Source organism: Variovorax sp. Soil_C_17 (genome assembly GCF_057657265.1).
Map to the genome: position 1 here is coordinate 18269 of NZ_JBDGIT010000010.1, position 25815 is coordinate 44083.

The 25815-nt window shown below is 62.2% G+C and carries 21 protein-coding genes; 17 read left to right on the forward strand and 4 right to left on the reverse strand.

The window, feature by feature from the left end; translation table 11 throughout:
* The first annotated feature begins 73 nt into the window (after positions 1-73).
* The 7 genes from AC3A6Y_RS29380 to tkt all read left to right on the forward strand — a co-directional run bounded on the left by AC3A6Y_RS29380 (position 74) and on the right by tkt (position 8784).
* On the forward strand, positions 74-943 hold the full coding sequence (locus AC3A6Y_RS29380; protein WP_487871753.1) for a transketolase: 870 nt from the start codon (positions 74-76) through the stop codon (positions 941-943).
* Positions 940-1941: a transketolase family protein gene (locus AC3A6Y_RS29385; protein WP_487871754.1), complete on the forward strand. Its 1002-nt coding sequence runs from the start codon at positions 940-942 to the stop codon at positions 1939-1941. The genes AC3A6Y_RS29380 and AC3A6Y_RS29385 overlap by 4 nt, the downstream gene beginning before the upstream one ends.
* Positions 1938-2816 carry an NAD(P)-dependent oxidoreductase gene (locus AC3A6Y_RS29390; RefSeq protein WP_487871755.1) on the forward strand — a complete coding sequence of 293 codons (879 nt, stop codon included), beginning with the start codon at positions 1938-1940 and terminating at the stop codon, positions 2814-2816. The genes AC3A6Y_RS29385 and AC3A6Y_RS29390 overlap by 4 nt, the downstream gene beginning before the upstream one ends.
* Positions 2817-2824: 8 nt before the next feature.
* Positions 2825-3682, forward strand: coding sequence for an alpha/beta fold hydrolase (locus AC3A6Y_RS29395; RefSeq protein WP_487871756.1), 858 nt, complete (start codon positions 2825-2827; stop codon positions 3680-3682).
* Between the two features lie 42 nt (positions 3683-3724).
* Positions 3725-4732, forward strand: a complete 1008-nt coding sequence (locus tag AC3A6Y_RS29400) for a TRAP transporter substrate-binding protein (protein ID WP_487871757.1) — start codon at positions 3725-3727, stop codon at positions 4730-4732.
* Positions 4733-4815: 83 nt separating this feature from the next.
* Complete coding sequence (locus AC3A6Y_RS29405; protein WP_487871758.1) at positions 4816-6711, forward strand: TRAP transporter large permease; 1896 nt, start codon at positions 4816-4818, stop codon at positions 6709-6711.
* Positions 6712-6816: 105 nt separating this feature from the next.
* Positions 6817-8784, forward strand: a complete 1968-nt coding sequence (gene tkt, locus AC3A6Y_RS29410) for a transketolase (RefSeq protein WP_487871857.1) — start codon at positions 6817-6819, stop codon at positions 8782-8784.
* Positions 8785-8891: 107 nt separating this feature from the next.
* On the opposite strand, the gene AC3A6Y_RS29415 is transcribed toward tkt, so the two are convergent.
* Positions 8892-9803, reverse strand: a complete 912-nt coding sequence (locus tag AC3A6Y_RS29415) for a LysR family transcriptional regulator (protein ID WP_487871759.1) — start codon at positions 9801-9803, stop codon at positions 8892-8894.
* Positions 9804-10186: 383 nt separating this feature from the next.
* On the opposite strand from AC3A6Y_RS29415, the gene AC3A6Y_RS29420 reads away from it, so the two are divergent.
* The 10 genes from AC3A6Y_RS29420 to AC3A6Y_RS29465 all read left to right on the forward strand — a co-directional run bounded on the left by AC3A6Y_RS29420 (position 10187) and on the right by AC3A6Y_RS29465 (position 22451).
* On the forward strand, positions 10187-10945 hold the full coding sequence (locus AC3A6Y_RS29420) for an SDR family NAD(P)-dependent oxidoreductase (protein WP_487871760.1): 759 nt from the start codon (positions 10187-10189) through the stop codon (positions 10943-10945).
* 63 nt (positions 10946-11008) lie between these two features.
* Positions 11009-12697 (forward strand): DUF1302 domain-containing protein, encoded by a 1689-nt coding sequence (locus AC3A6Y_RS29425; protein ID WP_487871761.1) that lies wholly within the window; start codon positions 11009-11011, stop codon positions 12695-12697.
* A 15-nt stretch (positions 12698-12712) separates the two neighbouring features.
* A complete protein-coding gene (locus AC3A6Y_RS29430; RefSeq protein WP_487871762.1) occupies positions 12713-13897 on the forward strand; it encodes an MFS transporter in 1185 nt (394 codons plus the stop codon).
* Positions 13898-13964: 67 nt separating this feature from the next.
* The gene (locus AC3A6Y_RS29435) at positions 13965-15320 is read left to right on the forward strand and encodes a DUF1329 domain-containing protein (protein ID WP_487871763.1); all 1356 of its coding nucleotides are present in this window, start codon (positions 13965-13967) and stop codon (positions 15318-15320) included.
* The gene (locus AC3A6Y_RS29440) at positions 15321-16217 is read left to right on the forward strand and encodes an alpha/beta hydrolase (RefSeq protein WP_487871764.1); all 897 of its coding nucleotides are present in this window, start codon (positions 15321-15323) and stop codon (positions 16215-16217) included.
* A gap of 35 nt (positions 16218-16252) precedes the next feature.
* On the forward strand, positions 16253-16993 hold the full coding sequence (locus tag AC3A6Y_RS29445) for a dienelactone hydrolase family protein (protein WP_487871765.1): 741 nt from the start codon (positions 16253-16255) through the stop codon (positions 16991-16993).
* Positions 16994-17024: 31 nt separating this feature from the next.
* Positions 17025-18353 (forward strand): aromatic ring-hydroxylating oxygenase subunit alpha, encoded by a 1329-nt coding sequence (locus AC3A6Y_RS29450; protein WP_487871766.1) that lies wholly within the window; start codon positions 17025-17027, stop codon positions 18351-18353.
* Between the two features lie 24 nt (positions 18354-18377).
* Positions 18378-18884 carry an aromatic-ring-hydroxylating dioxygenase subunit beta gene (locus tag AC3A6Y_RS29455; protein ID WP_487871767.1) on the forward strand — a complete coding sequence of 169 codons (507 nt, stop codon included), beginning with the start codon at positions 18378-18380 and terminating at the stop codon, positions 18882-18884.
* A gap of 34 nt (positions 18885-18918) precedes the next feature.
* Positions 18919-19998 carry a WD40/YVTN/BNR-like repeat-containing protein gene (locus tag AC3A6Y_RS29460; RefSeq protein ID WP_487871768.1) on the forward strand — a complete coding sequence of 360 codons (1080 nt, stop codon included), beginning with the start codon at positions 18919-18921 and terminating at the stop codon, positions 19996-19998.
* The gene (locus tag AC3A6Y_RS29465; RefSeq protein WP_487871769.1) at positions 19995-22451 is read left to right on the forward strand and encodes an efflux RND transporter permease subunit; all 2457 of its coding nucleotides are present in this window, start codon (positions 19995-19997) and stop codon (positions 22449-22451) included. The genes AC3A6Y_RS29460 and AC3A6Y_RS29465 overlap by 4 nt, the downstream gene beginning before the upstream one ends.
* Positions 22452-23130: 679 nt before the next feature.
* On the opposite strand, the gene AC3A6Y_RS29470 is transcribed toward AC3A6Y_RS29465, so the two are convergent.
* The 3 genes from AC3A6Y_RS29470 to AC3A6Y_RS29480 all read right to left on the reverse strand — a co-directional run bounded on the left by AC3A6Y_RS29470 (position 23131) and on the right by AC3A6Y_RS29480 (position 25812).
* Positions 23131-24066, reverse strand: a complete 936-nt coding sequence (locus AC3A6Y_RS29470; protein WP_487871858.1) for a branched-chain amino acid ABC transporter permease — start codon at positions 24064-24066, stop codon at positions 23131-23133.
* A 73-nt stretch (positions 24067-24139) separates the two neighbouring features.
* Positions 24140-25060, reverse strand: coding sequence for a branched-chain amino acid ABC transporter permease (locus AC3A6Y_RS29475; RefSeq protein WP_487871770.1), 921 nt, complete (start codon positions 25058-25060; stop codon positions 24140-24142).
* 41 nt (positions 25061-25101) lie between these two features.
* Positions 25102-25812: an ABC transporter ATP-binding protein gene (locus tag AC3A6Y_RS29480; protein WP_487871771.1), complete on the reverse strand. Its 711-nt coding sequence runs from the start codon at positions 25810-25812 to the stop codon at positions 25102-25104.
* Positions 25813-25815 lie beyond the last annotated feature (3 nt).

The window sequence follows — 25815 nt, forward strand, 5'->3', positions numbered from 1 at the left end:
CACTACTTCGCAGGAGCTTCAGATGAACCTCATTCGACCCGGCAGGCCTCTTGGGTGCGATAGCCGTTAAGCCATGGACAAGACCAGCAACACCGCGGCGCCGACGCCGCAGCTGTTCAGATTGGAGGCCAGCGCCTACCGAATTCGCCGCTTCGCTCTTCGCATGGGAGAGGTCCAAGGTCAGGGCTACATCGGCCAAGCCTTGGGATGGGCGGACGTACTGGCCGTAGCCTATGCTCACGCCCTCAACTACCGTCCTGACGATCCGGATTGGGATGGCCGGGATCGCTTCCTGCTGTCACACGGCCACTACGCAATCGCGTTCTACGCGGCTCTGCTCGAAGGCGGGATCGTCGATGAAAGCGAGCTTGAGTCCTATGGAAGCGATGATAGCCGCCTCCCGATGTCCGGTATGGCGACCTATACGCCAGGCATGGAGATCTCGGGTGGCTCGTTGGGACACGGGCTGGCTATCGGCGTCGGCATCGCGCTGGCCTTGCGCCACAAGCGCAATGGGGCTTTCGTCTACAACTCCATGTCCGACGGTGAGCTCGACGAAGGATCAACTTGGGAGGCGGCGCTGGGTGCTGCTCATCATGGTCTATCAAATCTGATCTGTTTAGTCGACATCAACAACCAGCAAGCCGATGGACCCTCGAGCAAGGTGCTCGGCTTTGAACCACTATACGAAAAATGGGAAGCGTTCGGCTGGCATGTCCAACGTGTTGACGGCAACGATCTGCATGCCGTGATGAAGGCGTTTGACACCGCGCGCGAGCACACCGAAGCGAAGCCTCGGGCAATTTTGTTCGACACCCTGATGGGCAAGGGCGTACCTTTCCTCGAAGAACGCGAGAAGAACCATTTCATCCGTGTCGACCCACCAGAATGGCAGCAGGCCTTGCAAATTCTGGATCAATCGCAAGAAGGGAACCCTGCATGAACGCCGCTTCCGAGAAGAAGCCGCGTTTGACAACTTCGGCGATGATCGCCTCGATTGCGGGCGAAGGGCAGAAGGTAAAGGCTGCACCCTTTGGCAAGGCGCTTTCGGAGCTCGCTGCTAACAAGCAAGAGATCGTCGGAATGACGGCTGACCTCGCGAAGTACACGGACCTGCACCTCTTCGCACAGGCCTTCCCTGATCGATTCTTTCAGATGGGTATGGCCGAGCAATTGTTGATGGCTGCGGCCGGCGGCTTTGCCAAGGAGGGCTTGATCCCTTTCGCGACCACCTACGCTGCCTTCGGCACACGTCGGGCCTACGATTTCATCCATCAGGTGATCGCCGAAGAGAATTTGAACGTCAAGATTTGCTGCGCGCTGCCTGGCCTCACAACAGGTTACGGTCCAAGCCACGTCGCGACGGAGGACGTGGCAATGATGCGCGGGGTTCCTGGAATGACTGTCATCGATCCATGCGATGCGCTCGATATAGAGCAAGCAGTGCCGCAAATTGCCGCCCACAAGGGCCCGGTGTACATGCGGCTGCTTCGCGGCAACGTTCCGCTGGTGCTTGACGAGTACGACTACAAGTTTGAACTCGGAAAGGCGAAGGTGTTGCGTGGTGGTCGTGACGTGTTGATCATATCGGCCGGCATCATGACCATGCGTGCCCTCGAAGCCGCCAAGAGCCTGCAGAAGGACAGCATCGACGTGGCCGTATTGCACGTCCCCACGATCAAGCCCTTGGACGAGGCAACACTGCTCGAAGAGGGACGCCGGCAGGGACGCCTCGTTGTCGTCGCCGAGAACCATTCCGTCGTCGGAGGATTGGCCGAAGCAGTAGCGAGCGTCTTCCTGCGTTCTGGGCTCACGCCCAAGTTCCGTCAAATTTGCCTGCCAGATAAATTCCTAGATGCAGGCGCATTGCCTACGCTCCACGACCGGTACGGCATCTCCACGACAGCAGTGGTCGCATCTATCAAGGAGTGGCTGGCATGAACTCAAGAACGAAGGTCGGCCTCGTCGGCCTCGGCGCAATGGGAAGAGGCGTGGCAAGCAACATGCTCGCCAAGGGATACGACGTGGTGGGTACGGATGTCCGTGCCGAAGCCCTAGCTTGGCTCGGCGCCCAAGGCGGTACCCCCGCGCAGTCTCTCGCGGATCTGGCACGCCACGTGCAAATAGTCATCTGCTTCGTCGTGAACTCTGAGCAAACTGACGCGGTACTCTTTGGAGAGACCGGATTGGTCGGCCAGCTTCCACGCGGAGCCGTAGTCGTGGCATGCAGCACAATGGATCCGAACTATGTTCGCGAGCTTGCAGCCCGGCTTGAGAAGCACTCGATCGCGCTAGTCGATGCACCGGTGACAGGCGGCGCCGCTGGTGCTGAACGAGGCACACTGACCATTATGGGCTCAGGCCCGCGCAAAGCCTTCGATCTCGCGCTTCCTGTGTTGCAAACGTTCGGATCGCGGGTTCACTACTTGGGCGAAGCGGGCGCTGGCGCACAGATGAAGATTCTGAACCAGCTTCTATGTGGCGTTCACCTAGCCGCTGCTGGCGAAGCGCTGGCATTAGCCGAACGACAGGGTTTGCCGCTCGAACTGACACTTGAGATTCTTTGCAGCGGTGCAGCCGGCTCCTGGATGCTCGCCGATCGCGGCCCGCGCATGGTTTCAGGAGAGTTTGAGAAAGTTAAGTCGGCCGTCGACATTTTCGTCAAAGACATGTCGCTTGTGCTCGATGCAACCCGCGAGTCCCGCTTTCCCGCAGCGCTTGCACACGCTGCATATCTCGCCTTCCTCGGGACCACGGCCCGAGGTCTTGGAACACAGGACGACTCCGCCGTGATGACCCAGTATCAGACGGCATAGAGGATCGCATGAAAAACATTCAAAGCAACTACGCCGATCTCGGCGATGGCATCGTTCACTATCTCACAGCAGGCAAAGGCGAACCTCTTGTACTGCTTCATGGAATTCCGCAGACCTCGTACGAGTGGCGACACGTCATTCCCCTGCTTGCGGATCGCTTTCAGATTGTCGCTCCAGATCTGCGTGGCCTGGGCGACAGCTCCCGTGCCGAGAGTGGTTTCGATAAGAAGACCGTGGCCCACGACGTATGGCGTTTGGTGAACGATCATCTGAAGATTGACAGTTTCTACCTGGTGGGCCATGACTGGGGTGGTCCGACGGCTTTCGCGTTAACCACGGCCCATCAGGAGGCGGTGAGGCGCCTTGCCATCCTCGATGTGGCGATCCCGGGGGATGGAGCGGACTTCTCGCAGGGCGGCCGCCGCTGGCATCACGCGCTGTTCCGCACTCCCCACCTTCCGGAAGCGCTACTTCAAGACCGTGAGCACATCTACTTCGACTGGCTGTTCGACAACTACGGCTATCTGCCTACCAGCGTCACCGAAGCGGACCGCGCGGAGTACCTAAGAACATACCGCAAGCCGGGTGCGATGAGCGCCATGTTCGGCTATTACCGCGCGCTTCCCCAGGATGGGGAGGACAACAAGGCTTTCATCGCGACGAACGGCAAGCTGCGTCTGCCCATTCTCGCACTCGGAGGCGATAAGGCATTCGGTCGCGGAATGGAAACGCTCGAGTCCCTGCAGCGTGTCGCAGAGAACGTGCGTGGCGGCCTCGTACCCAATAGCGGGCACTGGGTCACCGAGGAGCAGCCCGAGTTCGTTGCCAACGAACTGCGCAAGTTCTTCTTGGAAGATCTGCGCTAGTCCTTTCACAACACGCGATCGTCAACGCGAGGAGACAACCAAATGGATCTGAAACGCCGTCAACTAATTAAGGGATGCTTGGCCAGCGGAGCCGGCGTCGCTTTCCCAGCAGCCGTCTTTGGGCAACCGCAGTTCAAGCTCAAGTTCGCCAACATCATGCCGCTCGACCATCCGTTGAATGTGCGCATGCGGGAGGCGAGTGCCACGATCAAAGAGAAGACCAATGGGCAGGTCGACATTCAAGTGTTCCCAGCCAGCCAACTCGGCAGCGATGCCGACATGCTGTCGCAGTTGCGCTCGGGAGGTATCGACTTCTTCGCGAACTCGGGGCTGATCTTGGCATCGCTCGTGCCAGTCGCGGCAATCAATGGCATCGGGTTCGCCTTTCCGGACTATCCCTCCGTCTGGAAGACCATGGATGGCGCGTTGGGCAGACACATCGTTGGAGCCATCGAGAAGGCAAACCTTATCGCCTTTGACCGCATGTGGGACAACGGCTTCCGGCAAACGTTGTCGGCGACGCACCCGATCCGCACACCAGCCGATCTCAAGGGCTTCAAGATTCGCGTTCCGCCGAGCCCGCTGTGGACGGCACTGTTCAAGGATCTCGGCGCATCTCCCGTGACCATTCCCTGGGGCGAAACGTACACGGCACTGCAGACAAAGGTCGCAGACGGCTTGGAGAATCCACTGGCGGGGATCTACTTCGCCAAGATGCAAGAGGTCGGAAAATCGATCTCGAGCACCAATCACATGTGGGATGGCTTCTGGTTCCTCGCCAATCGCAAGACGTTCCAGGCGCTACCGCAGCCCGCACAGGAGATTATTCGACAGACGGTGAATGCCGCGGCGCTCAAGCAGCGAGAAGACGTGGAGCGGCTGAACAAGGAGCTTCAGGCGAGTTTGTCGAAGAACGTGGAGTTCGTAACCGTCGATCCGGCTGCCTTCCGCAAGCGCTTGCTGGAATCGGGCTTCTACGCTGAATGGAAGAAGCGCATGGGCGATGAAGCGTGGGAGTTGCTCGAGTCCACCACGGGCAAGCTGGCCTGAGCGGGTGAAAGCGATTTCGGCTCGCCGATCTTCAGTTCGTCTACCTACTCAACGGGGGCAAATTCGGCCCCGTGGGAGCTATCGTGTCCAGCACTCTGAATACTATCGACGCTGACGCCGACGACGTGATTGGCGATCCAGCAGCCGGGGCGGGAATACACCCTCCGTACAGGGCGTCTCGATGGATGCTTCCGCTAGAGGTTGTCGCCGCATCGCTGATGGCGGGCATCGTTACACTGCTGCTTGTCGCCGTGGTCACACGGTACTTCCTCGCTACGCCTGTTGTCTGGATCGAGGAGGTCGTGGCGACTGCATTCGTGTGGCTTGCCATGCTCGGTGCTGCCATTGCGATGCATCGCCACGAGCACCTTCGACTCACGCTGTTCCTGGGGATGCTGCCCAAGCACCTGCAGACAGTTGTCCATGCTCTCGCTCTGGTTTGCATGGCGGCATTTCTGATCGCCGTGATTGGCCCTGCCTACGAGTACGCGAAGGAAGAGTGGGTTATTCGCACACCAGCATTGGAGATTCCCAGTACATTCCGCGTCTCTGCAATGGTGTTCGGCATTGGGGCGATGCTTGTCATCCTCGTCGCTAACGCGGTGCGGACGGTGCCTTTGCGGCACTTGGCTGCGTCTGCGCTGTTCGTCACTGCCATGGCAGGCATCATGTGGTGGCTTTCACCACAGTTTCAACAGCTGTCAACCGGCGCAAACATTGGGATCTTCCTTGCGATCCTGGTCGCACTATTACTGGCCGCCGGAGTACCTATCGGATTCTGCTTTGGCCTAGGAACTCTTTGCTACTTGGCGTTCTCATCGCACGTACCACTGATGGTGATCGTCTCGCGCATGGATGAAGGCATGTCCAGCATCATTCTGGTCTCCATCCCGGTATTTGTGCTGCTCGGCTGCATACTGGACGCAACCGGAATGGGCAAGGCGATCGTCGAATTTCTCAGCTCGCTTGTCGGACACATCAAGGCAGGCATGTCCTATGTACTATTCGGTTCGCTCTTCATAGTCTCGGGAATCTCAGGGTCAAAGACATCGGATATGGCGACTGTAGCGCCTGCGTTGTTCCCCGAAATGGAGCGCCGCGGCAACAAGCGAAGTGACATGGTGGCAATGCTCGCCACTGGAGCCGCGATGGCAGATACAGTACCGCCCAGCATCGTGCTGATCGTCCTTGGCGCAGTTGCGGGCGTCTCGATCGCTGGGCTGTTTCAGAGTGGCTTCGTGATCGCCATGGTGCTGCTGCTCGCGTTGCTTGTGCTCGCCCGATGGAAGGCGAGAAAGGAAGACATGAGTGGGGTCCGTCGCCCCTCGGCGCGAGTTATCGCAAAGCTGCTCCTGATCTCGGCACCCGCGCTCGTCCTGCCGTTCCTCATCCGAAGCACAGTGGGTGGCGGTGTTGCCACTGCCACGGAAGTGTCTTCCATTGCGGTCTTGTATGCCATGATCATCGGGCATGTGCTCTACGGCGGTGTCAAGGGTCAAAAGATCTACGAGATGCTAGTCGAGACGGCATCGCTGTCCGGGGCAATTCTGCTCATCTTGGGCACTGCCTCGGGTATGGCCTGGGCCGTTACCCGGAGTGGCGTCATCCAAGACCTGACTGCCGTCTTGACCACTATGCCGGGCGGCGCAATCGCCTTCATGGCTGTAACCGTGATCGTCTTCCTTGTCCTGGGCTGTCTTCTGGAGGGGCTGCCTGCTGTGCTGCTCTTGGCGCCAATCATGTACCCCATTGCAAGGAAACTGGGTATTCATGATATTCACTATGGCATGGTCATCGTGGCTGCGATGAATGTCGGATATATGACTCCCCCTATAGGCATCGGACTCTATATCGCGGCGCGAATCGGCGGCGCTTCGCCGGATGAGGTTACCAAGGCCATCTGGCCCTACCTGGCGGCACTGCTTGTTGGGATCGCGGTTATTGCCGGCGTTCCCTGGATCTCGACTGTGGCGCTGTAAAGCCCGAACTGACATAACCCCATGACCAAGTTGACCATGACATCCGCTCACCCTCTCCCGCTCGTGAAGAGAGTAGCGCCGAACACAGCCATTCCCTTGGCGCCAATGGCCAATGCAATTCGCTTCCTTGCCATCGATGCCATCGTAAGTGCTGGCGAGGGGCACCAAGGCGTGCCGTTAGGGATGGCGGAGATCGCAACCGCGCTTTGCACACGGCACCTTAAGTTCGATTCGGCGGACCCGACGTGGCCTGATCGTGACCGTCTCGTACTGTCGAACGGGCACGGCTCGATGCTGCTCTATGCACTGCTCTATCTAACGGGGTACGAGCAAATCGACCTCGATCAGATTCGAAGCTTCAGGCAATTCGGGTCGCGCTGCGAAGGGCATCCCGAACTCGATCCTGCGAGCGGGATCGAAGCGACGACCGGCCCCCTCGGTCAGGGTATCGCAAACGCGCTGGGCATGGCGATCGCTGAGGCGCACCTGAATGCTCGCTTCGGCAGTAGCATCGTCGACCATCGAACGTATGCCTTCGTAGGCGATGGTTGCCTACAGGAAGGAGTTGGGCAGGAGATGATCTCGCTGGCTGGACATCTTCGGCTTGGAAAGCTTACCCTGCTGTGGGATGACAATCACATCACCGATGACGGATCGACTGATCTGTCCATCAGCGAGGATGTCGCCGAACGGTTCCGTGTGGCCGGTTGGCACGTCGCCGAGGTCGATGGACACGATCTGGAGGCTGTAGCGGAGGCGATCGAGGCTGCCAAGGGGGATGCGCGACCGTCTCTTATTGCCTGCCGTACGGTCATCGCTAAGGGCATCGCACGTCTTCAAGGCCAGCGTGGCGGTCACAGCGGAAGGCTGCTTGCAGAAGATGCTGCTGCCGCGCGGGAGCTTCTTGAATGGCCGCATGCGCCTTTCGATGTGCCCGATGACGTGCTCAGCGCATGGCGATCTGCAGGCAGCCGCAACCGCGCCGAGCGGCAAGCCTGGGGCGATCGCGTAGCCGCATTGCACGCCGACGACCGAGCAGAGTTCGAGCGGATCCTGGCCGGCGACTTGCCCACCGGGTGGCGCGAAGTGCTCCTGGAGTACAAGCGCCAAGCGCTTGACCAGCAAACGCTTCCAAGCGGAATATTCATCTCTGCCGAGATCAACGACGCGCTTATCGAGGTCATGCCGGAGCGGATGGTGGCCTGCGCTGACCTTGAAGCACCGACCAACCATAAGCGTAGCCTTACCGCCTTTTCTGCTCAGGAGAGGTCAGGCGCCTACGTGCATTGCGGGGTGCGAGAACACGTGATGGGCGCAATGGCCAACGGTATGGCTGCACATGGCGGCATTGTCCCGCTGACTGTCACCTACCTCGCCTTTTCCGACTACGAGCGTCCCGCGATGCGGATGGCAGCGTTGATGAGACTTCCGGTTAAGTTCGTCTTTAGCCACGATTCGATCGGCATTGGGCGCAATGGTCCGACGCACCAGCCCGTGGAGATCTTGGCATCACTGCGGGCGATGCCGAACATGCTGGTGTTTCGTCCTGCGGATGCCATCGAGGCGGCAGAGTGCTGGGAGATCGCTTACGAACACAGCGAAGGCCCATCGACGCTCGTGTTTGCACGCCAGGCTCTACCACAAGTGCGGCGCACACATACCACTACGAACCTGTCGCGCAGCGGTGCCTATGTACTCATCGAAGCCGAAGGGGGTGCTCGCGCCGTCACCTTGCTGGCCACCGGTTCTGAAGTAGCTCTTGCGGTGGCAGCTCGTAACGTCTTGCAGCAATCCGGAATACCCGCGGCAGTGGTGTCGATGCCAAGTTGGGAGCTCTTCGCCGCTCAAGACGCTGAGTATCGCGCGACCGTGCTGGGAGTTGGCACAGTGCGTGTGGGTTGCGAAGCAGCGATGCGCTTCGGTTGGGATCAATGGCTGGGCGAGCGCGGCGGCTTCGTCGGAATGAAGGGCTTCGGAGCATCGGGATCCGCGGACGTTCTCTACCAGCACTTCGGAATTACAACGGCAGCGATCGTGAACGAAGCACTTCGCCTGCTGAAGATCAACCAGTGAATTGGGAACTCGGTATGCAACGCATCGTCTTCCTGGACCGAGCTTCTCCTGGACCGCAAACCACCCTGCGTCCGCCAGAGTTCGAGCGCCGCGCGTGATTGCGTACGTCAGGTATCGACCGTGCCGAACAGCCGGGCGACTGACTCGCGCAGCCATCGCACGGCGGGGTCCGTATGAAACCTCGGATGCCAGAACTGTCGAATCGGGACTGGTTTGATGCCAATCGGTAGCGCCACGATGCGCAGGTTCTCCAGCCGGGTGTAGTAGTCCGCGATTGATCGGGGCACCGTCGCAATCATGTCCGTTGCGGCAATGATCGACGGCAGCGAGAGGAAGTGAGCCGTCTTCAATTGAACCCTGCGCGTGTAGCCCTTCTCTTTGAGCAGCGCTTCGAAGAGTTCCTGGCTGCGGCCCACCGGATGCACGACGGCATGCGAAAGCTCCAGGAAGCGACGCATGCTGATGCGTGACGACCGCACCGTAGGATGATCCGCTCGCACCACGCATACGATGGTTTGCCTGAGGATCTGCTGCGTGTAGAGCGCAGGCCGCTCCAGATTTGGGAAGAGCCCGAACGCGAGGTCACATCGGCCGTCTTCCAGTGCGGCTTCGACGTCCGCCGTCGCAAACGGTTCGGAGCGAAGATTGCAGTGGGGCGCTTCCCGTTCCAGGTAGGCCATCAGTGGCGGCAGCAGTTGCAGTTCGCCGACGTCGGGCGTGGTGACGACGAAGTCGCGACGTGAGGTGGCTGGATCGAAAGCCGGCTCGTTCTGCGCATGAACGCTGAATTCGGACAACGCCCTGGCTGCGGCGTCGGCCAGCTCGGTGCCACGCGGCGTTGGCAGCATGCCGGTAGGGGACCGCACAAACAGCGGATCGTCGAGCGCCTTGCGCAGCCGACCCAGGGCAAGGCTTGTCGCAGGCTGGCTCAGGTCGAGAGTAGCGGCGGCCTTCTTGACGCTGCGCGTGCGGTGCAGAGCCACCAGCACGCGCAGCAGGTTCAGGTCGAAGTCCTTCATTTGTTCCACATCTCGACTTTAAGGGGCGCCATGTTGCCCGAATGCCAACGGCGTCCAGCGCCGCGAATGCCGGTCGCCAATCGCATTCGAGGGTGCAGGGAAACGAGCAGCTGGTTTGGCGCAGGGTTCACTATTTACGTGGCAAATGTTGATAGTAACCGGTGCTGTATTGCCTAAATTTTGACGCGGATCAATGCTTCGGGTCACGCTGGCTCGATTGAAGCTGCGCTACCTAGAAAAGAACGGAGACAAGACTTGAACATCCTCATCGTTGGCGGGGGCCCTGCGGGCCACTATTTCCCGCACCAGCTCGGCACGTCTTGCAGCGGTGCCGGGTTGCGGCGGGGCCGCAGTATGTCCCCCGCAGGCAGGGCAGCGAACCTATGACAGAAGGTCGTCGGGCCCTCGTCGTCGGCGGTGCCGGTGGCATCGGCAGCGATGTCTGTCGCAAGCTGGCATCGCAGGGCTATCGGGTCGTCGTGGCCGACTTCGATGTGGAAGGTGCGCGCAAAGTCCTGGATGGGCTGCACGGCAGCGGTCACGACATGGTGCGGCTGGACGTAACCCGCGCGGAGTCGGTGCATGCCGCCTTCCTCGGCATCGAGGCGAGAGGTCCCGCCGGCGTCTTGGTGGTCGCGTCGGGCGGGCCTGTGATTCATCTCGGCCAAGAGAGCCATGTCGCGACCTTGGGGATGGACGACTGGGATCGCACCATCGCCCTCAACCTCACCGGTGTGTTCTGTTGCGTCCGAACGTTCGCACAGCTGCGGCTGGCGGCGCCGATCGAGCATTCGCGCATCATCCTCATCGGGTCCGCTGCTGGCGAACTTGCCGGCAACGGCACGGACATCGCCTACGGGACCGCGAAAGCCGCGCTCCTCGGGCTGACGAGGCAGGCGGCATTCGAACTGGCGGCGGCGGGCATCACCGTCAACAACGTGGCCCCGGGGCCCGTCGGCACGCCCGAGTTCTTCCGCAATACCAACGAACAGGTCCGATCGGGCATTGCGTCGCTCGCCGCACTCAAGCGGCTCGCAACGCCGGAAGAGATCAGTGCGGGCGTCGCGTACATCGCCTCGCCCGAAGCGGCATGCATCACAGGTGCAACGCTCGCCATCAACGGAGGCATCCACATGCATTGAGTCCGACGCTGCGGATCGACGCAAGGCAGTCTTGAGAAAAAATGAGGAGACATCACGATGAGAATGGATTCAGCGCGGCATCGCCGCATCGCCGGAGCCCTGACCGCGGCGCTTTCCAGCGCCGGCGCATACGCCGTGGAACTCGACTTGCCCGACTCGGACTGGGCAGTTCGCTTCGACAACACGGTCAAGGGGAGCCTGATGTACCGCACGCAGCGGGCGGCCCCCACACTGGTCGACTCGTTCCGCCCGCTCGTGCCAGGGGTGCCGGCCTCAGCCTTCCCGCAAGCGCTGAACCTCAATGCGGGCAATGACAACTTTCGCGACCGCGGCCTTGTCTCCAAGCGGGTGGACCTGCTCTCCGAACTGGATGTGGTCTACCGCAAGGACTTCGGCTTTCGCCTGAGTGCTGCGTCCTGGTACGACGCAGCCTATGACGGCACGACCCAGGCCATGGATTCAATGAACGGCCAGACCCCGACGAACGAGTTCGCACGCAGCACGCGAAACCTGGCGGGCCGCAAAGCGGAACTGATGGATGCTTTCGTCTTCGGGAACTGGGATCTAGGCTCGGGACGCAAGTTGAGCCTGCGTCTGGGCCAGCACGCCCTGCAATACGGCGAGAGCCTCTTCTTCGGCGAGAACGGCATCGCGCGAGCGCAGGGCCCGATCGACGTCCACAAGCTGCTCAGCTCGCCGAACGCGCAGTTCAAGGAAAGCCTCAGGCCCGTGCCGCAGTTGTCCGGGCAGCTACAGATCACGCCCGAAGTGGCGGTGAGCGGCTACGTGCAGTTCGACTGGGAAGCCGATCGCCTGCCGCCCGCTGGGAGCTACTTCTCGGCGTCCAACCTCGTCTGGGGCAATCCGACGCTACCCCAGTTCCTGGGCATTCCAAGCGTTGGCAACTTCGCGCTGCAGCCCAGCGTGGATCGCAAACCGAGGGATTCCGGGCAGTTCGGCATGCAACTGAAGTGGCGCCTGGAAGACACCGACCTCGGCTTCTACGCAGCCCGCTACCACGACAAGAGCGGCCTGCTCTACTCGCAGTTGGACCCGAGAGGGGCTGCAGGTCAGCGTGGCACGCTGCCGGGCAACTGGTACTACCGGTTCCCCGAAGCGGTCAAGGTCTACGGTGTCAGCGCGACGCAGTCCATCGCAGACTTCAACTTCGCCGCCGAAGGGTCGATCCGCGATGGCATGCCTTTGCGCAGCCCGGGCGTGATCTACGGATTTTTTCCCGGCGAGCCCGAACCGAGATATGCAAAGGGTCGCACGGCGCACCTCAACCTGTCGACATTGGCGTCATTCGGCCCTAGCTTCATTGCACGCGAGTCGACCCTGCTCGCCGAGATCGCGTGGAACCGGGTTCTGCACATGAGCGACCCCGATGGTGCCATCGACAAGGGTCGCACGCGGGACGCCACGGCGCTGCAAGTGGTCTTCACGCCCACCTATCGCCAGATCGCCTCGGGGCTCGACCTGAGTGTTCCGATCGGCCTGCGCTACACGCTCGATGGCCGCTCGGCGGTAACCACCTGGGACGCCCGCGGGAACGGCAATGTGAGCATCGGGCTTGCGGGCAACTATCTCGGGGTGTGGCAGTTCGCACTGACGTACACCCGTTACATCGGCAAGGCCACACCGTTCATCGATTACTCGCCGACCTTGACAGGGGGCAGCCCTCAATTCGGTCAGGGCAATGCGGTCGCCGATCGAGACTTCGTCTCGCTCTCGCTAAGCCGCACATTCTGATCAAGGAGACGGTACATGATCTCGACAGACTCGAAGCGAGGCCGCATCGCGCTTTCGGTAGCGCATTGCGCGGGCATGCTGGACATGGTTGCGCTGCCGGTGTGGGTGGGCACGCTGATCGCAAACTACCGGTTCGACCCCCAGCAGGCCGGCCTGTTGGCTACACTGTTCCTGGTCGGAGCCGTCTCCGCCAGCCTGCTGCTCGCGTCGCGCTTCAATCGCCTGCCCAGGCGCGTCGTGGTGACGCTGTCGTTCCTGGTCAGTGCCATCGGCTTCGGCGTGGCCGCACTGGCGAGCGACTTCAGGACGCTGGCAGGGTTGCACCTGCTGTGCGGCATGGCCACCGGGGCGGCTCTGAGCGTCACGCACGGCACGGTGGCCCTTAGTGCCCATCCGCATCGCCTGTTCGCGACCGTCAACATGGCGCTCGGCGTCATTTCGATCTTCTATCTCGGTGTCGCGCCATGGCTTGTGGCGCAATGGGGCGGGGCGGCCCTCTTCGGCGTCTTCGGCGCTGCGATGGCGCTGGCCGCGCTCGTCTGCCTTTTCAGCTTTCCGCACACCGTGGCCGCCCCGACGGTCGCACCCGAAGCCGTGAAGGCTGATCGCCCCACAGCCGTGCCTGCTCCAGCGCGCTTCTCGGCAGCCGTGTGGTTCGGCATCGTGGGCGTTGCGCTGGTGGCGCTGGTGCAGGCCATGACCACCAGCTTCATCGAGCGCGTCGGCGTCGACCGCGGCTTCGGCCCGCAAGCAGTGGCCGCCGTACTGATTGCGCTGGGCGTGGTCAACCTTGTGCCTGCGCCGCTGGCGGTTCTGCTGCAACGGCACCTGCCGGCGCGCCGTGTGCTGCTGTGCGCGCCGGTCATCCAGGCTGCGCTGGCGATGACGGTGATGAACGCCACGGTCTTTCCCATCTTTGCCAGTTCAACCGCCGTGTTCGTGGCGGTCATCATCTTTTCGCACACCTTCGCCTTCGGGCTGCTCGCGCGTCTTGAGCAGACGGGTCGGGCGCTTGCAGCGACGCCGGCCATGCTGATGATCGGCGCGGCCATCGGCCCCGTGCTCGGCGGCACGCTGGTCAAGTTCCACGGCTACGCCGCGATCGGCGTCGCCGCAGTCGTGCTCGCCGCCTGCGCGTGCTGGTGCTTCTCGCGCCTGCCGGTGCAGACGGCGCCCGCAACACCGGGTATCCCGGCATGAACTCGCCGGCGCGCAGCGCCCCCATCCATACATTTCGTCGGCTTTGACCGACGTACGGAGACCTGCCATGAATCGACAACTCGCTACTGCCGCCGCTTGCCTGGCCGTGCTGATCGCACCCCCCGGGGTATCCGCTGGCGTGAGCGCAGAGGACGCCGCACGATTGAAGACCGAACTCACTCCCCTTGGCGCCGAGAAAGCCGGCAACAAGGACGGCACCATCCCCGCGTGGATCGGTGGCCACACGACACCCATTCCCGGCGACAAGCCGGGAGGCCGTCGCGGCGACCCCTTCAAGGACGAGAAGCCGCTCTACTCGATCACAGCCAAAACGCTCGATCAGTATGCCGACAAGCTGTCGGACGGCACGAAGGCGATGCTGAAGAAATATCCGGGGTCTTTCCGCGTCGACGTCTACAAGACACACCGCACGGCTGCTGCGCCGCAATGGGTGTACGACAACACGTTCAAGAATGCGACCCGGGCCAAGGTCAACGGCGATCAGATCGAAGGCGCTTACGGCGGGATTCCGTTCCCGATTCCGAAATCCGGGGCCGAAGTCATGTGGAATCACATCTTGCGCTGGCGCGGAACGTCCTGGCAGTTCCAGACGAATATGTACCAGCTCACTGCCGATGGAAAGGCCGTGCTGACGACGGAAGGCATCGGCGATTCGGTGGCCCCGTACTATCAGCCCGAGGGACCACCCGACAAGTGGAACGGTGACTTCTGGCTGGTCCGGGTAGTGAACTCGGGCCCTCCGATCCGCGCCGGCGAGGCCATCGTCGGCCGTGAGAACGTCGATTACGCCAAGTCGCAGAGTTGGGTGTACCTGACCGGCCAGCGGCGCGTGCGCAAGCTGCCCAACCCCTGCTGCGACACGCCGGCACCGGTGACGGCGGGCGTGATGTCGCTGGACGAGATCGAGGTCTTCACGGGGCGGCTCGAGCAGTTCGACTGGAAGCTGATCGGCAAGCGGGAGATGATCGTCCCGTACAACACCAACCGCCTGTTGCAGCCCACGACGGACGCCGAAGTGCTGGCGACCCACCATCTGGCACCGAACTTCATGCGCTGGGAACTCCATCGGGTCTGGGTCGTCGAGGCCACGTTGCGCGATGGCAAGCGGCACCAGGCTCGCAAGAGCCGCTACTACTGCGACGAGGACACCTGGACCTGCGTGCTGGGCGACCGCTGGGATGCCAATGGCCAGCTTTGGAAGCAGCTCTGGGCGAACACTTTTGTTGCCCCCGATCTCCCCGGCGTCCTCGTCGGCAGTTTTGGTTTCGATGATCTGCTGGCGGGCACTGCGTTCGTCGCCAATCTGTACAACCAGAAGAAGGCGCACTACTCGATCGTGCCGCAGTTCTCGGACGGCCATTTCACGCCGGATGGCCTGGCCGCTGGTGGGGGTGCACGCTGAATGACCGCGACGTTCAACTCTGATATTCACCGGGATCGCGCGAGCACCCTCGCCGCGACCGTGCGCAACGGGATCGTCTATGCCACGCCCAACGGCAGGGAGTTGCGAGGCGATTTCTACGCGCCCGCAGACCCGGGGCCTTTTCCTGTCGTCGTCGCCCTGCCGGGTGGCGGCTGGCTGGCCAGCGACCCGGGCGGATTGAGGCGCTGGGGCGAGTTCCTGGCGCGGAATGGCCTCGCCACGTTCGCGATCCAGTACCGCGTCTCGGCCACGGACAAGACCTTTCCCGATCCGGTTTGCGATGCCCTCGGTGCCATCCAGTTCGTTCGTGGCAGTGCGGCAGAACTTGGCGTCGACCCACAACGCATCGGCCTGCTCGGTGCGTCGGCCGGGGCGCATGTGGCAGCGCTGGCGGCGCTCGCCTGGGATGCGCCACAGTTCGCGAATCGCCCGCCGGCAAATGCCCATGCAGGTGTCGACGCACGCGTCAAATTGCTGGCGGGGATCTACGGCGTGTACGACATGCTGGCCCACTGGCAGTACGAGATCGCCGATTTCCCTCTTCCGAGCGGGCGCCGCTCCGAGTGCTTCATGGGCGGCTCTCCCTTTGCGGACCGCCAGCTGTACTTCGACGCGTCGCCCATCAGCCATGTTCGCCATGCGATGAACAAGCTGCCCGTCTTCGTCAGCTACGGGACGGCGGATGCGGTCGTGGACCCGCGCTCGCAGTCGGAGCCATTCCTGCGCGCCCTGCGACAAGCCGGGCATGTCGTGCGCGAATGCCCGGTCGAAGGTGCCGGCCACTTCTGGTTCAGCGAGGAGCACCCCGAGGAGCCACCAAGCTTCGCCGGCTTTCTGGCGCCGCACCTGCTGCGCTTCCTGGAGCGGTACCTCTAGAAAACTTTATCAACATGAGCCTGAAGGAGAAATGAATGACTCGAACACTGACTGGATTCGACGAGCAACTTCGTGCCATCACCCGCGAGCAGACCCCGATTGCGGTTGCAGATGGTCAGATGGAGGCTTATAGCGCCGCGCCCAGCAAAGGTGAGGGGGAGGGGCCGGGGGTGATCGTGGTGACGCACGTCTTCGGCATCGACCAGGACATGAAGGATGTCTGCGACGAATTGGCCGCACGCGGCTGCGTTGCGCTGGCGCCGAACTTCTTCTGGCGCGACCAGGATTCGGGCGTACTCGCGGAGGCGACGGATGTGCAGCGCGCCATCGGCCGCGCGATGCGCATCGACTTCCCGAGATCGATGGACGAACTGCGGCGGAGCATCGAGACGCTGAAACGTCACCCCCAATGCAACGGCAAGGTGCTGCTTCTGGGCTACTGCTTTGGCGGCCCCTATGCCTGGCGTGCGGCGTGCGACGGGCTGGGTGTCGATGCGTCGGTGTCTTTCCACGGCACCTTTGTGTCGAAGTACCTGAAGCCCGGCGACAAGCCGAGCTGTCCGGTGGCGTTCCACTACGGCGAGTGCGACCACCTCGCGCCGGCCGACGAGCTCGCCGCGGTGAAGGCGGTAGCCGATGCGAACGGCTGTTCTTTCGTGGTGCACCCGGACGCCGGCCACGCCTACATGATGCCCGCCAATTCGCACTACCACCAAGAAGCTGCGCGCAAGTCGTGGGATGCCGCGCTGCAGCTGATCAAGACCTTTCAAGCGTGATCCGACCACATCCAAGAAGAGAGAACCCCCAATGAGTACTACAACCCTGGATTCATCCTTGCGCCACGGCGCGCCCGCTGACCTCGACTTGGGACGGATGGTGGAAACCGAACGAGTGCATCGCCGCGTGTTCGTCGATTCCGATGTGTTCGAACTGGAGATGGACCGCATCTTCGGTCGGTCGTGGATCTATGTCGGACATGAGAGCCAGGTGCCCAATGCGGGCGACTACTTCACGACGCAGGTCGGTCGTCAGCCGGTGGTCATGACGCGGCATGCCGACGGCACGATCCATGTGCTCGAGAACCGCTGTCCTCACAAGGGAGCGATCGTGTGTCCGGAGCGGTCCGGACACACCAAGCGGCTCGTGTGCATGTACCACGGCTGGAGTTTCGACGCCGACGGCTCGCTCGCCTCGGTGCCGGTCCGCTCGGGCTACGACAACACCTGCTTCGACCCAACGAACCGGGCCAATGGCATGAAGCGCCTGCCGCGCATCGAAAACTACCGCGGATTCGTGTTCGCTTCGCTCGTTGCGGATGGCCCTGATCTCAAGACCTGGGCAGGCGAGGGGATGCGCGGCTTCGACAGCGTGGTCGACCGTGCCCCCGAGGGCCGGATCGAGGTCATCGGTGATTGCTTCCGGACCGTACAGAACAGCAACTGGAAGATCTTCATCGACAACATGAGCGACGGCATGCACACGTCGTTCGTGCACTACCAGACGGCGCGGGCGGCAAAGCGGACGCTCGAAAAGTTCAAGATCGAACACCCTGGAGGCCTGCAGGTGGCCACTTTGCTGGCGGGGGCACCCGACCAGATGGCGAAGACCGATCTCGTCGCCCATCCAAACGGACACTTCGACATGGCGGCCTTCGCCCCTGAGCCAAAGGGGCCGGACGCAGAGAAATACAAGGCGGAGATGATCGGCAGGCACGGTGAGGCGGGCGCACAGGCGATCCTCGGGCGAAACTTCCACAACGCCATGCTCTTCCCGACGGCGCTCATGCAGCCGTCGCTTCAGCAACTGCGGGTCATTCGTCCGCTGGCGGTCGACAAGACCCTGCTGGAAATCTGGGTCTTCCGGCTCAAAGGCGCGCCGGATAGCTTCACGAGCCGCGCCATCACGGCGGCCAACATCGGGAATTCACCTTCGAACCTGGTCGCTGCCGACGACTTCGAAGCCTACTACCGCGTCCATGCCGGGCTGAAGGGACCGGAGTCGGACTGGGTGCGCCTGAGCCGCGAAGCGAACCGCGACATCCCCGTTGGTTCCAGCATGAAAGGATCGTCCGGCAACTCCGAGGTCTGCATGCGCAACATGTACCAGGCGTGGAGTCAGTACATGACCGTCCGGTAAGGCGCATTGACCACGAACGAGACCATGAACATGCAGACCACTGTCCACGAATTGCGCCTCAGCCGAAGTGAAGCCGAGGACTTTCTCTATCGCCAGGCCGAATACATCGACACACGCGATTTCGCGTCGTGGATCGAGCTCTTCACACCCGATGCGACCTACTGGATCCCGGCACGGCCCGAGGACACCGATCCAAAGTCCCAACTGTCATTTCTGTACGACGACGTGCCGAGCATGGCGGCTCGCTGCGAACGTCTGCTTGATGCCGGAACCGGTGGGCAACAGCCGGGAACGCGCTGCAATCACGTCCTCAGCAATGTGCGCGTCGTCCCGGCGGATGCCAACGGTGTATTGGTTGTCAAGTCGCGCTTTCAAGTGACGCAGTTCCGGCGCGATGTCATGAGGTCGTACGTGGGCTCGTACACGCACCATCTCGTTGCGACGGACGACGGCATCAGGATCCGCTCGCAACGGGTGGATCTGATCGATTGCGATGGCATCCACGATGCGATCTTGCAGGTCTATCTGTAGCGGTTGACTAGCAGCACATGATTGGAGTTCAGCCATGATCCGTTGTCCCTTCGACGCGGCCGAACTGCGCCGTGGCGGCATGAAGCGCATGTGCGCTCTGGCCTTCCTGATCGCATGCGCAGCGGCGTCGGGCGCAGAGAAGGTGGGGGCGGCGCTGGAGCGGCCGGCTCTGATGGTTCGTGCGCCTGAGCGAACCGTGCTGCTCGGCGCGGCCCAGGCGGGGTCACGCTTGCTGGCTGTGGGTGAGCGCGGCGTCATCGTGCGATCGGACGACGCGGGCCGGAGCTGGGCGCAGGCTGCAACTCCAGTCAGCGTCACGCTCACCGCTGTCCGCTTCTCCGATGCGCAGCATGGCATCGCAGTAGGACACGGAGGCACGGTGCTCGTCACGGAAGACGGAGGCACCCATTGGGAGCGCCGTCTCGACGGCCGACGCATCCCTGAGCTGATGCTGGCCGATGCCCGCGCGCGCGGTGATGCGGTGGCACAGAAGGCCGCCGAGCAGATGCGCAAGGACGGGCCTGACAAACCGCTGCTCGATGTGCTGGCCCTCGACCCGTTGCACGCGCTGGTCGTCGGTGCCTACGGCATGGCACTTGCGACCGTAGACGGCGGCAAGCGTTGGGTGTCGTGGGGCGCGCGGCTGGACAACCCCGACGCCCTGCACCTGTACGCCGTTCGCCAGCGCGGCAGGCGCATCGTCATCGCCGGCGAACAGGGACTGGTGCTCAAGTCCGACGATGGCGGCCAGACCTTCCAGCGGCTGGCGACGCCATACAAGGGCAGCTTCTTCACGCTCGAACTCCCTAACGAGCACGAGATCGTGCTCGCCGGGCTGCGCGGCAACGTCTGGCGATCGACCGATGGCGGAAGCGCCTGGCAATCACTGCCGACGCCTATGCCGGTCTCCATCGTTGCCAGCCAGATGGCCGGCGACGGCACGCTGCTGCTGGCCAACCAGGCCGGCTTCGTACTGGCGCGCCGGGAGGGTGGTGCGCTCGTGCCGGTGAACCGCGTGCCGCTGCCGCCGCTCAACGGCCTGACCGCGCGTGCCGAAGGCGGGATGCTGGCCGTATCCATCCAGGGCGTGATGCCCGTTGATACCAAGCCATGACGCCTCACGATCTCGATCCAGGTTCCGGCTCGCTCATCGAGCGAGCACTGTTTAACCACCGGCTGGTAGTTGTCCTGCTGTGTGCACTGGTCACCGTGTTGCTCGGCTGGCAGGCCACGCGTCTGCAACTCAATGCCAGCTTCGAGAAGTCGATTCCGGCCGACCATCCCTACATCCACAACTTCCTGCGGTATCAGGACGACCTGAGTGGCCTGGGCAACGCGGTGCGCATCGCCGTCGCAATCCCCGGGCTTGCAGCGCCGGCCCGCCCCAAGCCGGGTGCGAGCCCTTCGGGCGCCGAGCCCGTAGGCGTCACGGGGCAGTCATCAGGCAGCATCTACGACGCGAAGTACCTGGATGCGCTGCGCCGCCTGAGCGACGAAGTCTTCCTGATCCCCGGGGTGGCACGCGTCCAGATGAAGTCGCTGTGGACGCCATCGACGCGCTGGGCCGGCGTCACCGAAGAGGGCCTCGAAGGCGGGACGGTCATCCCCGAGGGCTACGACGGTTCGGCTCAAAGCCTGGAGCAGCTGCGCGCCAACGTGGCGCGCTCGGGCGAGATCGGGCAATTGGTCGCGCTCGACGGCAGGTCCAGCGTGATCTACGTGCCCCTGCTGGCCAAGGATCCACAAGGGCGCCCCCTTGACTACGGTGCCTTGGCCGGGCGCTTGGAAGAGCTGCGCGTCAAGTATGAGCGCGAGGGTCTGGGGGTTCACATCACCGGGTTCACCAAGGTCGTGGGCGATCTCATCGACGGCGTGCGCGAGGTACTGGTGTTCTTCGCCGTCGCGGTGGCCATCGCTGCGGTCGCCGTGTACTGGTTTACGCGCTGCATCCGCTCCACCCTGCTGGTGGTCACCGCCTCTCTGGTGGCGGTGGTCTGGCAGCTCGGGCTGCTGCCCGTGATGGGCTATGCGCTGGACCCGTATTCGATCCTCGTCCCGTTCCTGGTGTTTGCGATCGGCATGAGCCACGGCGCGCAGAAGATGAACGGCATCATGCAGGACATCGGCCGCGGCTGCCCCAAGTTGGTGGCTGCGCGTTTCACGTTTCGCCGGTTGTTCCTGGCCGGGCTGACGGCGCTGCTGGCCGATGCGGTGGGGTTTGCGGTGCTCCTGGTGATCGACGTCCAGGCCATCCGCGAGCTGGCGATCGCGGCGTCCATCGGCGTGGGTGTGCTGATTGTCACCAACCTGATCCTGTTGCCGATCCTGTTGAGCTATACCGGCGTAAGTCCGGCCGCCGCCCGGCGCAGCCTGCGCTCCGAATCGGCCGAGCAGAAGCTGCTCTTGTGGCGCTGGCTGGATCGATTCACGCAGCGGCGTTGGGCTGTCGGCGCCCTCGTCACCGGTCTCCTGCTGGCATCTGCAGGTGTCGTGGTCTCGCAGCACCTTGCCATCGGCGACCTCGACCCGGGCGCGCCTGAGCTGCGCGCGGACAGCCGCTACAACCGCGATGTGGCCTTCATCAACGGTGCCTATGGCGCCTCCAGCGATGTGCTCGCTGTGATGGTCAAGACACCCGATGGCCAATGCTCGCAGTACGACACGCTCAACAAGGTCGACACGCTGGAGTGGCAGTTGCGCCAGCTCGATGGCGTGGAGTCCACCAGCACGTTGGCGCTGTTGAACCGCCGGGTGCTTGCCGGGCTGAACGAGGGCAACCCCAAGTGGTACGAGTTCCTGCCGAACCAGGACATGCTCAACACGGTAACGGCGCGCGCACCTCGCGGGCTGTACAACGAGGCGTGCTCGATGCTCACCGTCTATGTCTATCTGCGCGACCACAAGGCCGACACGCTGACCCGGGTGGTCGATCATGTCGAAGCCTTCGCGAAGGTGAATGACACGGCGGATGCGAAGTTCCTGCTCGCCGCCGGCTCGGCCGGTATCGAGGCGGCGACGAACATCGTCGTCAAGGACGCTTGGCGCACAATGCTGCTGCTGGTCTACGGCGCGGTGGTGGTGCTGAGCTTCATCACCTTCCGCTCGTGGCGTGCAGTGCTGGTGGCGGTGTTGCCGCTGATGCTGACCTCGGTGCTGGCCGAGGCGCTGATGGTCGCACTCGGCATGGGCGTGAAGGTCGCGACGCTGCCGGTGATCGCGCTCGGCGTGGGCATCGGCGTGGACTACGCGCTGTACATCCTGTCGGTCACGCTGGCGCAGTGGCGCGAGGGCAAGAGCCTCTCGGAGAGTTATTACCGCGCGCTGCTGTTCACTGGCAAGGTCGTGCTGTTGACCGGCGTCACGCTGGCCATCGGCGTCATCACCTGGGTTGCCAGCCCCATCAAGTTCCAGGCCGACATGGGCCTGCTGCTAGCCTTCATGTTCCTGTGGAACATGCTCGGTGCGTTAGTGCTAATCCCTGCGCTGGGTCATTTGCTGCTGAAGCCGCGGACGTCGTCGCGCGAAGACTCTGCTGCCTTCCTTGGTGCGATCCGAGCAAACTCCTGATGAAGCTCGAAACGACTTGCCCTTGTCCTGTGAGCGAGGGATTTGCGTGACCGCGTCATCTAAGGCGTTCCCGACCATCGCTGTCGTTGCAATGGCATCTGCATCGGAGCCGCGGCTGGCGCAAGCCCAAGTATGTCGTCTGCCAGCCTGGCATCGCGCGCCTCCATCGCTGGGGCAGTGACGATACGCCTCTGGAAGGTAAACAGCAACGTTAACAAATCAATGGTTCACAACCTCACACCGGCGCCGTTGCTGGCCTTGAGAACCGTCAGTCAGTGCACGGAGAACGAGTGGACTCCGTGTCGAACGACAGTGTCGGCATGTACCTGTGCAGCATGGGATGCATCACCCATATCAACGTCTGGGTCGTGACCTCACAAAGTCCATGCGCGCATTTCACGCGCATGCCGTAAAACCATCGCGTAATGGATTCGCCGCTGCTGGGCCTGTCGCTGCGTGCATCGGCCATTGCCGCACGAAGAAGCGCGTGGATTCCTTCCTCTTCAAGCCCTGTCGTGCGAATGGACTTGATCAACGATTCCAAGTCGCCGGGGCGGACCCATTCGATGCATGAATACCCCGGTAGAGCCGAATGCTCAAACTGCGGCCACGATGATTCCGCATGCGGAGAAGTGCTCATAGAACCTGACTTTCTGGCACTGGAATGTTGGTCGTCGCTTCATCGACGTGCACGCTGCTCGAAATAGGCCTTGATCTCCCCCACGATACCGCGACGGAACGCCAAGACGCAAGCCATGAAGACCAACCCGATGATCACGGTGCTCCACGACCCGGCACCGGACAGATATTTCTGCAACGTCACGACGATACCGGCGCCCACGATCGGCCCAAAGAGCGTTCCCACCCCGCCGAGCAAGGCCATCAGCACCACCTCTCCGGATGCGTGCCAATGCACGTCCGCCAAAGTAGAAACCTGAAAAACAAGTGCCTTTGTGGAGCCCGCAAGACCAGCCAATCCCGAGGAGAGCACGAACGCAACCAGCTTGTAGTGGTTCACTCGATACCCCAGAGACGTGGCTCGTGCTTCGTTATCCCTGATGGCGGTGAGAACCTCGCCGAACGGTGAATTCACGACCCGTTGAACAAGTGCGAACCCCCCACAGGAGATGGCCAGGACCAGGTAGTACATCGCCGCGTCGTTGCTCAGGTCGATGAGACCGAACAAATGGCCACGAGGGATGTTCTGGATGCCGTCCTCGCCGCCGGTGAAGGGCGCCTGCAGTGCGACGAAATAGATCAGCTGCGCCAAAGCAAGCGTGACCATCGCGAAGTAGATTCCTGAGCGACGGATCGCGATTGCTCCCACCACAGTGCCGAGCACGACACCGACCAGTGCACCAACTGCAATTCCGGTCAGTGGCCCGACACCTAGGGTCGTGCAGAGGTAGGCAGTCGCATAGGACGCCCCCCCGAAAAACGCCGCGTGTCCAAAGGAAAGGAGGCCGGCGTAGCCGAGCAGTAGATTGAAGGCGCAGGCAAACAGGGCGTAGCACAGGATCTTCATGATGAAGACCGGGTAGACGACGCTCTGGAACGGAATCGCCAGCGCTAGCAGCAAGAGACACAGCCACCACGCATTGCCGCCACGCAGCATTGCTTGAGAGCCAGTTCTGGGGGCATTGATCGGTTGCGCTGCCGTCAGGGTTGAGTTCTTCATACTGGACCTCTCAGGCTGTCTTGCCGAACAATCCGGCCGGCTTGACCATCAGAACGATGGCCATGATGACAAAAATCGTGATTGCAGAAGCCTGCGGATAGATGACCTTGCTCAGGCCTTCAATGAGGCCGAGCGCCAGGCCGGTCAGGATTGCGCCGCCGATGGAACCCATGCCGCCGATGACGACGACTGCGAAGACGATGATGATGAGGTTTGACCCCATCAGCGGACTGACCTGGAACACGGGTGCAGCCAAGACGCCAGCAAATCCAGCCAGGAACACGCCGTAGCCGTAGGTCAGGGTGATGAGCAATGGAACGTTGACGCCGAAGGCTTTCAGCAGCTTGGGATTCTCGGTTCCTGCACGCATGTATGCGCCAAGTTTCGTCTTCTCGATGGCCAACCAAGTGGCAAAGCAGATGGCAGCGGAAGCTGCCACCACCCATAGGCGGTACTTCGGAAGAACAATCTGGAGCTGCTCGAGTCGCACGGGCCCGGCCAGTGCCGCGGGGACGGCATAGGACTGGCCGGCTGCGCCGTACCAGTGCGTGAACAACCCCTCGAGAACGAGTGCGAGCCCGAAGGTGAACAGGAGCCCGTACAGGTGATCGAGCCGGTACAGGCGCCGCAGCATCGTTCGCTCGATCACCATGCTGAAGGCCGCAACGACGAGAGGCGCGAGACCAAGTGCGAGCCAGTAGTTCACCACGAGGTCAGGCTGCCCGATCCACGGACCCAGTTGCGTCATGCCGATCCAGGCGACGAAGGCGCCGAGCATGTAAAGCGCCCCGTGTGCGAAGTTGATGACGTTCAGCAATCCAAAAATGATCGCCAGTCCTAGGCTCAATACCGCGTAGAACGAGCCGTTGATCAGCCCGATCAGCAGCTGAGCAATCAGCGCCTGAGGGCTCATGTTGAGCAATGCATCCATCGTGCGTGCCTCTTTGTCTCAAAATTTGTAATCGTTGGATCTCAGACGGCCAAAAGTTCGTCGAGAAGTTCTTTTTTGCTGGCGAGCTCGTCGCTTTGAATCGTCGCGATGACCCGGCCTCGCTCGATGACGTAGTGGCGATTCGCCAGCGGCGCAGCGAACCTGAAGTTCTGCTCGACCAAGACGATCGTGTACCCCTTGCTGCGCAATTCGAGGATCACCTCGCCCAGCTTTTGGACGATGACAGGAGCCAGACCTTCCGTGATCTCGTCGAGCAAGAGCAACTTCGCGCCGGTGCGAAGGATCCGTGCCATCGCAAGCATCTGCTGCTCGCCGCCGGATAGGCGTGTTCCGGGGCTTTTGGCGCGCAGCTTCAAGTTCGGAAACATGTCGTAGATCTCGTCGATCGACATCCCGTTCTGGTCCACGAGGGGAAGTAGCTTGAGGTTCTCTTCGGTGCTCAGACCAGCAAAGATCCCTCGCTCCTCTGGGCAATAGCCAACGCCGAGGTGCGCGATGCGGTGATCCGGCAGTCCCATGACGTCCTGACCACGGATCTCGACTTCGCCGATGCGACGGTCGGTCATCCCGAGAATGGCGCGAAGCGTGGTGGTTCGACCCGCTCCGTTGCGGCCTAGAAGGGTGACCACTTCCCCCTCGGCGACCTCGAAATCGATGCCGTGAAGGATGTGGGATTCGCCGTACCAGGCGTTCAGCCCACGTACGCGCAACATGGGGAGACGTTTGTTCATCGT